Genomic DNA, 13,530 nt, shown 5'->3' on the forward strand with positions numbered 1-13,530 from the left:
GGATGAAGAGAGTGGTTCCGAGCGCTTAAGCTGTCTCGCGTCGAAATTGACTGAACGTCTGATGTTTATCTCCAGGCGGTCATTCGACGCGAACCGTGACTGGACGCTAGTTTCTATGTTTGTAGGATTGGGCGCGACGACGGTTGGGACGGCGGCGCGTCGCCGCGCAACGCGTCGTCGAGCGCCCGTGCAACCCCCAGCAAATACGGCTCGACGAGCATGTCACTGTGGCCGCCTTCTACCTCGACGACCTTCAGCCCGGCGCGCGCGACACGTCGCCACAGTGACATCGGATCGGCGCGGTCCACCAACGGAATCAGCGCATCCATATACAGGATCGGTCCGGCGCGATATCGCCGCGGCCGGTATCGCGTCATCGCAACCCGCATGGTCTCGCGCACGCGCCGCTGCATGGGTGGCAGCCCGACGGCATCAGGCGCCGGCTTGTGTGCGGTGCGTCCGAGTCGCAGCCGCATGCGGTCGAGCGCACCAGCGAACTTGCCGCGCATGAATCGTCCGCGCTGCGCAGCCGGCATCTCACGCAGCGTCTGCCACTGCCGCGTGACGTAGCCAACCTGATGACGCAGCCACGCATCCAACGGCAGACAATGTTCGTGCACGTACGTGTCGAGCATGCACAGCAACTCGATCTCCTCGCCCGCGCGATGCAGTTGCTGCGCGATCTCCATCGCGATCAGCCCGCCGAACGAGTAGCCGAACAGCGCGTACGGCCCGTGTTCCTGCACGATGCGTATCTGCTCGATATAGCCGCGTGCCATCTCGACGACGTCCTGTTGCGCAGTCTCCTTGCCTTCGAGAAGACGCGCGATGAGCCCGTACACCGGCCGCGGGCTCTGCAACGCGCCGATCAGCGCACGGCATTCCAGCACCGATCCGGTGACGCTGTGGGCGACGAACAGCGGCGTACCACTTCCAGCGCGCATCAGCACCAGCGATTCTGCCGGGGCGTCGGCCGCATCGTTGACGATGGCGTTGGCAAGCCCGGCGATGGTCGGCGCCGTAAGGAGCGTCGTGAGCGAAATCGTGCGGCCGGTCGCCTGACGCACATGCGTCGCCAGCTCGGCGGCGAGCAGCGAATCGCCGCCCAGATCGAAGAAATTGTCGTCGCGAGCGATCGGGCTGAAGCAGAACAGGCTCTCCCACAGCGCTTGCAGGTAAGGCTCGAGCGCCTCGCGAGTGGTGCCGGGCGGCGGCAGCGTGCGCATCGCGAGATTCAGCGCTGGATGCTGGCGGATCACGTCGAGACATTCGGGGTTGCGCAACGCCGCTGCGTTGGCAACCGGCAGCCCGTTGATCGCATCGCGCGCAGCGGCTTCGGACGGCTTGCCGCTGTGCGTGACCGGCAATGCATCGACCGCGAGGATCACGTCCGGCACGTGCGCTGGTGACGCGCGACGTGCGAGGTCACGGCGCACCTGCGACTGCAGCGCGACGGTGAGCGCGACGCCGTCCTGCAGCACAAGAAGCAGGACAATGCAGCGCTCACGCGAACGCGCCGGCACGCCCGTGCTCACAGCAGCGCCCCGCCCGGCGGCTGAAGTGGGCAAAGCACGCCCATCGACGACCATCGCGTCACGGATACCGGGGATGTCGTTCAGTACACGGTAGATCTCCGCAGGACCGACTTTGACGCCACTCACGTTCAGCACGCCGTCGCAGCGGCCGTGCATGCGCGCGGAGCCTTGCGTCGAGAACTCGACCAGGTCGCCATGTGTCCAGACACCCGGATTCGCCATGAAGTAGGCTTTATGAAAGCGGGAGCCGTCCGCATCGCCGAAAAAACCGAGCGGTCGTGACGGGAACGGATTCGCGCAGACCAGTTGCCCGACGCCGTGCGCGGGCGCGCCGTTCTCCCACGCCTGCACGTCGAGCGCAAGGCTCTTGCATTGCGCCTGGCCGACATACACCGGCAGATTAGGGTTGCCGAGCACGAAGCAGCCGATGATATCGGTCCCGCCGGAGATCGACTGCAGCGGCAGGTTACCAACATGCTCGCGCACCCAGTGATATTGCCCGTCGTACAGCACCGCGCCGGTCGACATCATCGCGCGCAACGCCGAAAGGTCGAATTGACGTGCGGGCTCGAGGCCCGCCTGTTCGCACATCTTCAGGTAAGCCGGGCTGGTGCCGAACATGCTCACGCGCTCGTCGGCGACCAGCTGCCACAACGTATCGACGGACGCGAGCGGGCCGTCATATGTGACGATCTCGACCCCGGACGCGAGCGCCGACAACTGCCAGTTCCACATCATCCAGGCGCAGCTGGTGTGGAAGTAGAGCTTGTCGCCCGCGCGCAGGTCGGTATGCAGTCGGTGTTCCTTCAGGTGTTCGAGCAGCGTGCCGCCGGCGCCGTGCACGATGCATTTCGGCTTGCCGGTGGTGCCTGACGAAAACATGATGAAGAGCGGCTGGTTGAACGGGAAGCGCCGCCAGACGAAGGCCGTTGCGTCGGCTTGGGCGATCAGCGCGCCGAGCGAATGAACCGGCAGCTTGACGTTGCCCGGCAACGGCCCGTCGTCGAGGAAGACGATCCTTTCGAGCGAAGGCAAGGCGGCCGCCAGCCGCGCGACGTTTGCCGCCGGCGTGCGGCCGGTATTGGAGCCCCGGCTTGCGATGTGCGCAAACAGTAGGCGTGGCGAGAGCGGCGCGAAGCGGTCGATCAGCGCGTCGGCGCCCATCTCCGGCGAGGCGCTCGACAGCGTAGCGCCGATCGCCGCGACTGCCAACGCAGTGACCACCGCCTGCGCGTCGTTATGCATCACCGTTGCAACCCGATCGCCGCTGCGCACTCCCAGGCGTTCGAGCGCGCTGGCAAGACGCGCGACGCGCTCGCGCAGCTCGCCGCGTGTGATCCGCACCCGTAGCCCGTCGGCGTGACATTCGCACAGCGCCGGCGCATCGGCGCCGGTGACCCTCAGGTTGAGCAGGTTGTCCGCATAGTTGAGCTCGACGCCGGGGAAGAAGGTGGCGTGCTCGCAGTCGTCGCCGACACAGACCGGCTCGGTCTCGCCGCCGTGATCGATGTCTTCACACCAGCCGAGAAAAAATCGCCAGAAGGTCCGGTACTCGCGTACTGAGAACGCGTGCAGCTCCGCGTAGTCGGCCAGCAGGAGGCCGGTGTGTGCTTCGAGCGCCGCGGTGAACTCAGTGATCCGGGATGCCGCGATGCATCGTTCGGTCGGCACAAACATAACGCGCTCGGCGGAGCCGTGGCGCTCCAGATCTTTCATGATCAGATCCTTCCGTAGCATGCAAGCGCCGCGCTGCGGCGCAGGCCGCTCGAAGACCGGCGTTTGGGGCGCGCAGTTGAGACCCCGGTCGCTTGCGGCGGGATGATTCACTTAGAGATTAGGGTGGGTCACCCGAGTCACCACGTTATTGGTTTGCGATGGTGCGATCTGTTCGTCGCCGAACCAAACTGGCCGGAAGAAACCGTGATTCCGGCGGCCGCTCTGCGTCGCTGGCTATGTCAACCTGGTTTGTGCGACATGTGTCGTGGTCGGCCGCGCGTTATGCGGCATGTAGTAGGCTCTTCTGTGCCTCGTCAGAGCAACAAAGGCCGAAAGGACGAACGCTCTGATGAGCACCTTGTTACACCCCTTGGGAGGGTGTTCGCCACGGACGAACGGGCCCGAGCTCGCGTGACGGGAGCAAGGGCGGCGTTAGCAAGACGCGCAGTGAAGCGAAGGCTTGACGCCGGCCGACACGCAGGAGCGCCTTCTCTACGAACTGGGCAGCGGGCAGTGGAACATTCCCGAGCTGCGCACGCTGCTCGAGCGGGTGCTGTCCGGGAGCAAACCCTTCGAGGACTACGAGGTCAACGCTCCCTTCGACACGATCGGCGCGAGGAACTTCAACGCCCGCCCGATCGGTCGTCACCGCACGCCGTACTCACACCCGCCGGTGCAAAAATTGGCATCGACACGGGGTACAGCGCGACCAAGTTTGCCTAGGCTGCCGGAGGAAGCGAAATCCGCGCAACGAGCAATGCCTTAAATCTATTCGCTGACTGGATCTTGCGGTGAAGACCCAGTGCGTCCACTTTCTGCAGTCGCCTCCTTGGAACCTGGCTTCAAACCTTTAACCGCTGCGATCAAGACTTTTGCAGTGCTCGCGGCCCTATAGCCCAAAAGGCCCCATGTGTTGTTAGCGACATGCATAGACCAAGTATAGCTGCGGTTGCCATGTGTCCAGTAGTCCTTATATTTTTCCGACCCCGGGCAGAAGTCAACATCGTACCCTTGTTCAAACGCCCATTTGATGGCAGCTTCCCATGCAATTGAACCAGGTTTGTACTGACTATACTTCAAGTCGAATCCGGATATAACACCGGTAGCAAGTGGATTGCCGTGGCTCATAATGCAAGCGGAGATCAGCACATCATTAAACTTCACAACGTGTATGCTTGCGGGCGCATTATCACCCCCATATGTGAGCGTGGCTACAAGAAAATTCTCATAGTGCTGTGAGAACAGCCAAGCGCCTTTCTTATTAACCTTCTCGGCCCACTCACGTTTGATTGCAAGAATCCAGTGAATAACTTCAGCAATCCCTTTACGATTCTTTGGATCCATCATAAAAACTTCAAGCTTGCCCTCTTTATCGAGGCGTCGCTCTAACTGACCGGGCTTTTTGTTGAACAACGCACCCAGCGACTTAGTATAGGTAGCCCAATCGCTGTATTCATGTAAATTCGCAATCCAGCAAACATTCTTTTGTGCACTGAGAATATGTTTCTCCCGTTGCGCAATACGATGAATTGCAGATCCTTCGTTCATATACGGTAGGCGTATTAAATCTGCTTTACACTCCGCGCGTACGGCTTTCCAAGCGCGTTCTACCAGCATTGCAGCATCGCGGCGGTCTTCCATCAACGGGCCAGTATAGTCAGCAGAATCTGAACCTAGCGGGAGGAGGTATCTCCAAAGTGCGCGACGATGCGTGACCAGAGGCCACACAAGGCACAGCTCACCGTTCTCATGCATCACTATGCAGTGTAGAGCGCGTCCGCGAGGTTTAGCTACATTAAGCCAAGCTAGCAGAGAAACATCGTAGCGCTGAAAATACCGCCCATTCGCTTTCAGCCACAATAGTTCCCATTCAGACTTGAGCGCAGTGAAGGCCGCTTCATCTCGGATGATATCGAGCCGAATATTACTGTCGTTCATAGTGCCCTCGTTCGGCCCGCCTGCATGTATAGAGGAGGCGGGATCGCGTGAGTGGACTGATGATGCGCGCCAGACGTGGCACGCGCATGACCGATAATTGCGGGCGGGTTGCCGCTCGGTGTTTTCGGGCAACCGCTCGCAGAACTGAAACGCCCTCACGGGTGAGGCGGGGACGTTGGGCTCCGGACGCCGGCTGTTCGAGGGCGACCACCTGGCGTTCCAGCAGGGTGTCAAGCTCTTCGCGGTTCAGGTCGATTTGCTCGCGGGCGGCCTTGACGAGCATCGGAGTGGCGAATTCGTGAGGGCTCAGCATGTACGTGTCTCCGTATTATCTGGATGGACATTGCCGATAAGCATAAGTTACCGTAAAAGCCCCCGGCAATGTCACTACTCGGTAGCTATTTCAGTCATTTGATAACCAAGCCTTGCGAACTCAGCAGCCTTCAAGCCGGGACCCAAAATGTTAAATCGGAATCCCGTCCGGTCGGTATCGGTTCTTGCCCGTAAAGCCACGACGTCTGTTTTTTCCCGCATCGATTGGCATCTGGCTAATTTCCGTTTTTCACTCTTGCCTCGAGACGGTGGCCGGCCGACGGCTTGCCAACCCGCGATGGTTCGGCGGCGAGCTGTTGCTGGCTTCTGCCGGTTTCATTGAAGAACTCGTCCCGCGCGCGAGTGTTTTCACCGGCATGTCGAGGCCATACCGCAGCTGAACCACCAAGGCGACGAGGTGTTCATGTCTGCGGCGCTGAACCTCCTGTGCGAGCAGGGACATCAGGTTGTCGATGTCGGCGGGCACCGGCTCGTCGGCCGCCACTGGTCGGGCGACACCCACCGTGATCTGCGATGGTTCAGGGATTCCACGTTCCACCGACACCGGCGAAGTCGCGCGGCTTGTAATGGGAATCCTCGGGAAGTGAACTCGTCGAGCCCGGTCTGCACGGCACGGTTACGAAACCAGCAAGACGAAACACCTTATACAGCCTGCGATGACCGGTCTGGTGCCGTTCGACCGTGGAGGTCCGTTGTTTGAGGCGAAGCCGCCACTCAAATTGCCACGTGACGGTAATGGCGAGTGTCGGCTTGTGGCCGGATCTCTGCCGCTTCAGCAAGCGACGCAGCGCACGCCGCACTGGACCCAGGCTGAATTGGTTGTGGTAGCAACCTCGTAGCAAATTCCAGCGAGGAGGCAAAGGGCACTGCAGAGGCTCGAGACAGGAACACCGATATGAGCCCCCTCACGGCAATAGGCGATCCGATCGAGGGAGTCACACCTGATGCGCTCGTTGGATAAAGCGCAAAAACTCATGTATTAGCGTGCTGACCGTCAGGGTTGGCCGGTGACGGCACGAGCTTACATGGAGGCCTCGGCATCGGTTCGTCGTCCACGAATGCAGCACCACAACGCAAGGCGAACGTGTACGCCGATTGCCGGTTCGCAAAATGCCCGAGATCCCCGAGCGAGGTCGCTTCCCCGTCTTCCTCGAGAATGGAAACTCGTGCGACAAACGTCCTGCCGCTCCTTGCGACCGACGGCTGAATCGCCACCCCGTGATGATAGAAAAACATGAAGTCTCCGGAACATCAATTCGATACTGGTTTCAGGATCAGCTTGTAAAGCGATGCAAATCTCGTACCGTGACACATTAGTTTTGACCGCTACTGGCCTGACCACACTTCGGGTTGCACTTTCGCAATTCAGCCCGACATTACCGCCGTACCGATCGCCATGCTAGCGCCAGAGATCAGTCGTTATCGCTTTGCTGCCCGCGATACTGGATCGATTCCGCGCCGAGCGCTCTTCCAGGCTGCCGCGGCGGCCATATCGAGGTTGCTTCGGGTGGCCTCACTGCCTGCCGGCCAGCCTGCTCCAGAGTTTCATAAAGCGCATTCGCGGCAGTGATCGCCTGGTCCAGCGCGGCTACGGCGGCCTCGGAGCCGGCCGGCGCGCTCTTCGCAAGGCCCTCCACCTGCGTTTTTGCTTGCCTGACCTGCGCTTCCCACTGCGCATGCGCGCACCGCACCAGGTCGGCCTGGGTGGCGGCAACGATGTCAAACGCCTGCCGGCTCCAGGCCTGTATCTTCTCTGCGGCGAGCGCCGCCAAGCTGTTCTGCAGAGCCAGCCATTGCTCCGTCTCTTTCACGGACGGCGCCTTCTGTGCCAGATCAAGGGTCTCAGCAAGCGTCGCCCGGGTCGCCTGCATATTCAGCTCGGCGAGCTTCCCAACGCCCTCGACCATACAGCCGCTAAGGCCGAAGAACGTATCGAGGTTCGTCTTCTGGCTTGTAGCAAGCTGTTCCTCGGTGGGCTTGGTGAAACTTCTGTAAAGGTGATCACGCGTGGGGGTCGCGCCAACGGGCGTTGCGCGCTGCGCGGGAGTAGCATCGCCGACGGGGGGCGGCGGGAAGAACAGGATATTAATCATCCCTGGCCCTGAAGTTTTTCGCTCCACCGTCGCGGCGCAACAGCCTGCAGTACTGCGTCGCCGTCGCGGGTCAGCCTGAGACGCTGTTGCCCAGACGCGGGTCGTTCGAGTGCCACCAGCTGGTGTTCCAGCAGGGTGTCGAGTTCCCCGCGCCCGGGGTCGATCTGGTCAGGTGCGGCCCTGACCAGCATCAATGTGGCGAATTCGTGAGGACTTAGCATGTCTGTGTCTCCCGGGTCTACTGGAATGAACGTTATGTAAGGCAAAATTACCGCTGTCGTGAACGGTCGGTAGGTATTCCAGTCTTTCGTTTTTGACAGTCCAGAGTTTTGGAATGGGAATGTTAAGTCCAAATCGGGGCAGAAAAATGAATATCGTGTATGAACAATATGTGTTTGATAGTCTGATTTTTATCAGACAAAAATGGTGATTCCAGCCCTGAAGCGGTTCGCACGTAGTTGGCCTTAAGGCAACAAGGGAAACACCCGATGCCCGATGAACGTCAGAATGGCTGTGTTCGTCTCTCAGGTTCTGGCTCGAGCCCTCGGATCCAGAACTCTTCCGGCGACTCGTCAGTTCACGTGGCAGGCGATGACAGGCATCGGCTACGCGATGAAGTGGGGCGATGTGAGCTTGACCTACCGGTATCTCGCCTTCTACGGCTCGGGTGATCAATCAACTCGTGCAAACGCTGCGTTTCAACGGTCCGAGCCTGAATGTGATCTTCAGGTGGGGATGTTCGCTGTGACGCAAACGCCGGCTCTGCGCCGCTGCGCGGCGAGGCCGGAGCGCACTTCAAGCGGGCGGCATTCGGTTCCGTATGCACGGTCGGTTCATCGCTCGATCCGAGCACGAAGGTCTGTTATTTGAGTCGAGCAGCCGCTTGAACCATCTAAACGCAAAAACGAATGGCCGTAGATGGCCGCACCCAGTCCAACGATGAACTGGCGGTAAGCTCCACCGATGATGCTTCCGTATCGGGCAGCACCCCGACCCGTTCTGCCGCTCGCAAGTTCACCTCGTCAATGTCCACAACGAGGGGGTAACCTGGCACCCCGGGACAGGTGTCGCCAGATTGCTTTTGGGGCCCTGCCATGCCTCGGCGGGCGCGCAAAGTGCGGTACATCGCCGCGCAGATTAATCAGTATCCCGGATGATAGACGATGCTTCTGACATCGACTTAAAACTGAAACACCGATGCAGTCACCTTCTTCCTGCCATGAGCCGGATCGGCGGTAGTTTTACCGTTGAAAGGGCACTTGTGAGGCGCCATCCTGCTTCGTCAAGCACATACATGCTTCAACCGTCTTTCTGCAAACCCCATACCACGTCAATAACAATGGGGACGGCGCGTTATGAACCAGCACCCGTAATGAATTTTTCACACAAATCCTGTCCCCGCGATCTAGTGTGTTTTCGTAGGTGCATCGGAGGCGCATCAGTTCATCTCTCGATGGGAGGTAGCAAGCGTTGGATTTGCGGTGGAGCAAGTCGTTTTCGCATGGGTACGGGTGACAGAACCCGGCAGTGCGGAGGCGTTTTACCCTTTTTCGCGAGGCACACAATGAAATTCAATTTCAGACGCCTATCCAGGTTTGTTTCCCAAGGCATCGCAGCAGGCGGTGTCATCGCGCTCACGTGCGCGATCGGGCCAGGCTCTCAGGCGCAGACATTAGGATCGCTCGTCACGGTGGCCGCAGGCGATCCATTCAACGGATGCACGGCAGACCAGGTGCATGCGCAGGAGTCAGCATTCGGGAGTGTCCTGTTTCCGGCCACGTCGATCGAGCCATGGGTGGCGACCGATCCGATCAACCCGTCTCGCCTCCTCGTCGGCCACCAGCAGGACCGCTGGAACAATGGTGGCTCCCGCGGGCTCGTCGGCGTCGTCTCCAACGATGCGGGCAGCACCTGGACCAACTCGATCCCATCCGGCGTTACTGACTGTACCGGGGGCAAATTCCGTCGCGCGTCCGATCCCTGGGTAGACTTTGCGCAAGACGGGACGGCATTCTTTTTCTCGCTGGTGTTGGACCCCGCGCAGCCGACGACTCCGTTTGGCGCACGCAATAGCGCGATGCTGGTCAGTCGCTCCATCGACCACGGCGCGACGTGGCAACCGCCCGTTACGCTGATTCGCAACAACTCGCCGCACGTGCTCAATGACAAGAACTCCCTCACCGCCGATCCGACCGCGAACGAATACGTCTATGCGGTGTGGGATCAGCTGAGCGTGTTCCCACAAACGAAGGACGCCGCCCAGTTGCTCGCGGAAAACGATGGTGTCCTGATCGCGCGCAAATTGCGTAAAGCTGCAGCGTCAGCAGCGGGCGGTGCCCCCTTGTTCAAGTTTAATTTCACCGGCCCGAGTTTCTTCTCGCGATCCATCGACAACGGCGTGACATGGAGTACGGCCACCCCCATTTACCAGCCGGGCACGAACGCACAAACGATCGACAACATTGTGCGGGTGTTGCCTGACGGGACCCTGCTCGATTTCTTCACCGCGATCAATGTCACGCCATCGGGTCTGAGCATCGGGTATATAAGGTCCGCAAATAAAGGCGTGAACTGGACAGGGCCGACATTCCCCCACGATATTAGCGTGGTCGGAGTGGTAACTCCGGACAGCGGCCAGCCGGTACGCGATGCTTCCATTCTCTACAGTGTCGCTGTGAACCCAAAGTCGGGGGCGATCTATCTCACCTGGCAGGACGATCGCTTTTCGAATGCGACCTGCACCACGCCCACTGGATCGGTTCCGATCGACGGGATCGTTTTCAGCGAGTCGGATGACGGCGGGGCCACCTGGTCGACGCCAGTAATGATCAACAAGACGCCGTCAAACGGCGCGAAGCCCTGCCGTCAGCAGGCGTTCATCCCTGCGGTCGTGGCGTCGGGCGACGGCAATACGATCGTGGTGACCTACTATGACTTCCGTAACGACACGAACACTCCTGCCGGCTTCGAGGGCACCGACTATTTCGCGGTGTTCTGCTCGACTGCCACAGCGTGCACAAACCCCGCCAATTGGGTCAATGAGCGACGACTGACCGACGCCTCGTTCAACATGCTTGACGCTCCCGTGGCGGGTGGCCATTTCCTCGGCGATTACATGGGTCTGGCTGCTAGCGGGCCCGCGACCTTCTATCCGGTGTTCGGCACAGCCACAAGTCCCAACGTGACGTCCGAATTCACGCGCAAAATCACGTTGCCGTGAGCGCAAGCGGCGGCGACTGGGGAGTCGCCGCCCAATCCCCGCAACAACTCATATGGGGCGGGAATCGGCGAGTTCGCCGCGATACTGCAGCAATCTTTTCGCTGCGTGATCGCCTTGGACTCCCGTCCCATGAACTACAAAACGCAAGATCTTTTTTATGGTCTCCGTTTCTTTTTCTTGTACCAGCCATTCGAAAATGAAGACATACGCGAGAAGCCGGTGGTTTGATGGTTTGGCCATGTTGACCTGTCTGTAACAGGTAGAGAATGTCCGTAGCGGGATATCAATCCGACGTTACCATGAGAGATCACCAGCCTGCGCGAAGGACCGTTCATGGCCGAGCCCGGAAGTTCAGTGTATGAGCGCTCCGCATCTTCTGCGAACTTCCCTTGTCGTTGAGGGTTGTTCGACGCCTGCCGAGGTCGACATGACTGAGAATGGAACGCACACGTGTCGCTCAACGCTGCGCGGGACGACATTCCCGGCGCTACGAATCAAACGGACGCAGCTTGCATCAGGCAGGTCGCAATGAATGAAACGACGTCACGTGTTTTCCCGGCAAGCGCGCCCTAACGCGCACGTGACATCACAGCGACTCGGGGTTTTGAACGCACGCATGACAAGCGCATAACGCGCCAAAAATCAGGGGATCATGCATCGAATCAAGTTCCGCGGCTGCTGCCGCAATCCCCACAGGAAGAAAATCCTCAGCGCGGCGAACGGCGCTGAATAAACGCGGATAGCGATCTGGCGTGTTCGCTACGCCTTGGCAAGCTCCAGCTCGATTGCCGCTTTTGCCTCAAGCAATGCCGTTTCCTGACTGCAGCAGAGGCGCCGTGGAGCATTACGTGCGTACCATTCGTTGGTCCAATTGAAAACCTCCCACGCCCACTCGTATGCAGCGAGTTCGCAGAGGATGATGTCGACGGGATGTCCGTCGAAGCTCTCGGAAACAATCACACTTTGCATATCAGTTCTTCTCCGCAATCCGCTCGGTGGTAGCACCGGGAATGGCAAACTGCCAGCACGAAAAAGGGAAACTGGATCCTCAGGTCAGGAGATTACCGCGAAAAAATGGCTAAAACATGAATTCGCCGCATCGGGATTGAACCGTATTGCGCATCGAAGGATCGAACGATCGGCGTGTCCAATTCATAAGACAAACAACTCGCGCGTGACGAGGCCCAAAATGACAATCGCCAGCGCACAATGCGCTGGCGATCATTCAACGAAAAGCGTGACTACAGCGAACCGTCATCACGCCCCGCTATCCACACTCACCCCCGCGCGAATCGGCTCGACCACCACAAGGCTCTCCTTCGGCAACGCCCACTCTAGCCAGCGCGCGCGGTGCAGCACCACGAGGCCGAACGCAAGCGCCGCCAGCACGCCGAACGTCGCGAAGCCCATCTGATAGCTGCCCGTGCCTTCCTTCGCGATGCCCATGATCACAGGCAGATAAAACCCGCCGATGCCCCCCGCCGCGCCGACGATCCCCGACATCAAGCCCGTCTTGCCCTTCCAGCGCTGCGGCACCAGTTGAAACGTCGCGCCGTTGCCCAACCCGAAGCACACATACATCGCGATCAACAACGCAATGCCAGCCGACGCCGGCGGCATCCACGCCGCAAACAGGAAGTCGCACAGCGAAATCGCCGCAAGCAGGATCACCAGCGCACGCACACCCGAAATACGATCCGCGACCAGACCGCCGACAGGACGCACCAGCGCACCAATGCAAGCCAGCAGCGACATGAAGAGCCCCGCTTCAAGACGCGGCATCTGATACAGAGAAATCAGCAGCGTCGTCACATACGACGACATGCCGACGAAACCACCAAACGTAATGCTATAGACCAGCATCACCACCCACGTATCGCCCTCGACGAGCACGCTGCGATAGTGCTTCGGCAGCACCGCAATCGCGAGCAGTGCGCCGAGCACGGGCAGCAGCAGCACGCCCGTCTTGCCCGTGCCGAACACGCCCGCATGCACGGCGACCACGAGCGCAACGAGACCCACCAGTGTCACGATGAAACTGCGCATTGCCTGCACGCCGCTGCCCGACTTCTGCCCAAGATCCTTCGCCCAGAAGAACAGCGCGATCGCGGCAAGACCCAGCAGCGGCAGCGCTGCGCCCGCAGCTTTCGCCCAGCCGAACTGATCGGCGAGCGCGGGGAACATGAAACCGTCGAGCACCGCACCGATGTTGCCCGCAGCCGCCAGACCCAGCACCAGACCCTGCACTTTCGGCGGATAGTTGCTACCCGCCATCGGCAGCGCAACGGCAAAGCTCGCGCCGCCGACGCCGAGAAACACGCCGAGAATCAGCAGCAGCGTGTACGACGGCGTGCCCGGCATCAGCAGCAGCACCACGGAAGGAATCGCCGACAGCGCGATGCCCATCAGCGCGACGCGCCGTCCGTCGCAAGCCTGGTAGAGATTGCCGAGCGTCACGCGCAGGATCGCCGCACCGAGCACGGGTACCGCGACGAGGAAGCCCAGTTCCGCGGGCGACATCGCGATGTCCTTGTGAATGAACGGCGCGAGCGGCCCGAACATGACCCAGACGGTGAAGCCGGTATCGAAGTAGAGGAAGCACGCAAGCAGTGCGCGCCAGTTACCGCTCGCAAGCGAATTCAGCAGGTTTTTCATGGGTCTCTCTCACATTGAACGAAAACAGGGCTGATGCGTG

General features: G+C 60.2%; 10 protein-coding genes and 1 pseudogene. 2 read left to right on the top strand and 9 right to left on the bottom strand.

The window, feature by feature from the left end; translation table 11 throughout:
• Positions 1-113: 113 nt before the first annotated feature.
• On the bottom strand, positions 114-3,212 hold the full coding sequence (locus SB822_RS39305) for an acetoacetate--CoA ligase (protein ID WP_410857195.1): 3,099 nt from the start codon (positions 3,210-3,212) through the stop codon (positions 114-116).
• 499 nt (positions 3,213-3,711) lie between these two features.
• Here SB822_RS39305 and SB822_RS39310 point away from each other — a divergent pair, with 499 nt between their 5' ends.
• Complete coding sequence (locus SB822_RS39310; protein ID WP_090836442.1) at positions 3,712-4,017, top strand: hypothetical protein; 306 nt, start codon at positions 3,712-3,714, stop codon at positions 4,015-4,017.
• A 2-nt stretch (positions 4,018-4,019) separates the two neighbouring features.
• Here the strand turns inward: SB822_RS39310 and SB822_RS39315 are convergent, their stop codons facing one another.
• The 6 genes and pseudogenes from SB822_RS39315 to SB822_RS39340 form a co-directional block, all read right to left on the bottom strand.
• Positions 4,020-5,189: a GNAT family N-acetyltransferase gene (locus tag SB822_RS39315; protein ID WP_410857169.1), complete on the bottom strand. Its 1,170-nt coding sequence runs from the start codon at positions 5,187-5,189 to the stop codon at positions 4,020-4,022.
• Positions 5,190-5,310: 121 nt separating this feature from the next.
• Positions 5,311-5,502, bottom strand: a pseudogene (locus SB822_RS39320) (hypothetical protein); the annotation flags it as partial.
• 249 nt (positions 5,503-5,751) lie between these two features.
• Entirely contained in the window at positions 5,752-6,066 is a 315-nt protein-coding gene (locus SB822_RS39325; RefSeq protein WP_410857170.1) for a hypothetical protein, read from the bottom strand.
• Between the two features lie 428 nt (positions 6,067-6,494).
• On the bottom strand, positions 6,495-6,758 hold the full coding sequence (locus SB822_RS39330; protein ID WP_410857171.1) for a hypothetical protein: 264 nt from the start codon (positions 6,756-6,758) through the stop codon (positions 6,495-6,497).
• A gap of 176 nt (positions 6,759-6,934) precedes the next feature.
• Entirely contained in the window at positions 6,935-7,615 is a 681-nt protein-coding gene (gene phaP, locus SB822_RS39335) for a TIGR01841 family phasin (protein WP_410857172.1), read from the bottom strand.
• Positions 7,612-7,836 (bottom strand): hypothetical protein, encoded by a 225-nt coding sequence (locus SB822_RS39340; RefSeq protein ID WP_410857173.1) that lies wholly within the window; start codon positions 7,834-7,836, stop codon positions 7,612-7,614. The genes phaP and SB822_RS39340 overlap by 4 nt, the downstream gene beginning before the upstream one ends.
• Positions 7,837-9,179: 1,343 nt before the next feature.
• On the opposite strand from SB822_RS39340, the gene SB822_RS39345 reads away from it, so the two are divergent.
• Entirely contained in the window at positions 9,180-10,835 is a 1,656-nt protein-coding gene (locus SB822_RS39345) for a sialidase family protein (RefSeq protein WP_410857174.1), read from the top strand.
• A 759-nt stretch (positions 10,836-11,594) separates the two neighbouring features.
• On the opposite strand, the gene SB822_RS39350 is transcribed toward SB822_RS39345, so the two are convergent.
• Positions 11,595-11,804, bottom strand: a complete 210-nt coding sequence (locus SB822_RS39350) for a hypothetical protein (RefSeq protein ID WP_090838328.1) — start codon at positions 11,802-11,804, stop codon at positions 11,595-11,597.
• Positions 11,805-12,092: 288 nt separating this feature from the next.
• The gene (locus SB822_RS39355; protein WP_090838326.1) at positions 12,093-13,490 is read right to left on the bottom strand and encodes an MFS transporter; all 1,398 of its coding nucleotides are present in this window, start codon (positions 13,488-13,490) and stop codon (positions 12,093-12,095) included.
• Between the last annotated feature and the right edge of the window lie 40 nt (positions 13,491-13,530).

It is taken from the genome of Paraburkholderia sp. SIMBA_054, assembly GCF_046534875.1.
GTDB classification, from domain to species: domain Bacteria; phylum Pseudomonadota; class Gammaproteobacteria; order Burkholderiales; family Burkholderiaceae; genus Paraburkholderia; species Paraburkholderia hospita.

Coding starts and splice junctions, on each gene's coding strand:
- SB822_RS39305 (WP_410857195.1), bottom strand. CDS start 3,212: ATGTTTGTGCCGACCGAACGATGCATCGCGGCATCCCGGATCACTGAG.
- SB822_RS39315 (WP_410857169.1), bottom strand. CDS start 5,189: ATGAACGACAGTAATATTCGGCTCGATATCATCCGAGATGAAGCGGCC.
- SB822_RS39330 (WP_410857171.1), bottom strand. CDS start 6,758: ATGTTTTTCTATCATCACGGGGTGGCGATTCAGCCGTCGGTCGCAAGG.
- phaP (WP_410857172.1), bottom strand. CDS start 7,615: ATGATTAATATCCTGTTCTTCCCGCCGCCCCCCGTCGGCGATGCTACT.
- SB822_RS39340 (WP_410857173.1), bottom strand. CDS start 7,836: ATGCTAAGTCCTCACGAATTCGCCACATTGATGCTGGTCAGGGCCGCA.
- SB822_RS39345 (WP_410857174.1), top strand. CDS start 9,180: ATGAAATTCAATTTCAGACGCCTATCCAGGTTTGTTTCCCAAGGCATC.
- SB822_RS39350 (WP_090838328.1), bottom strand. CDS start 11,804: ATGCAAAGTGTGATTGTTTCCGAGAGCTTCGACGGACATCCCGTCGAC.
- SB822_RS39355 (WP_090838326.1), bottom strand. CDS start 13,490: ATGAAAAACCTGCTGAATTCGCTTGCGAGCGGTAACTGGCGCGCACTG.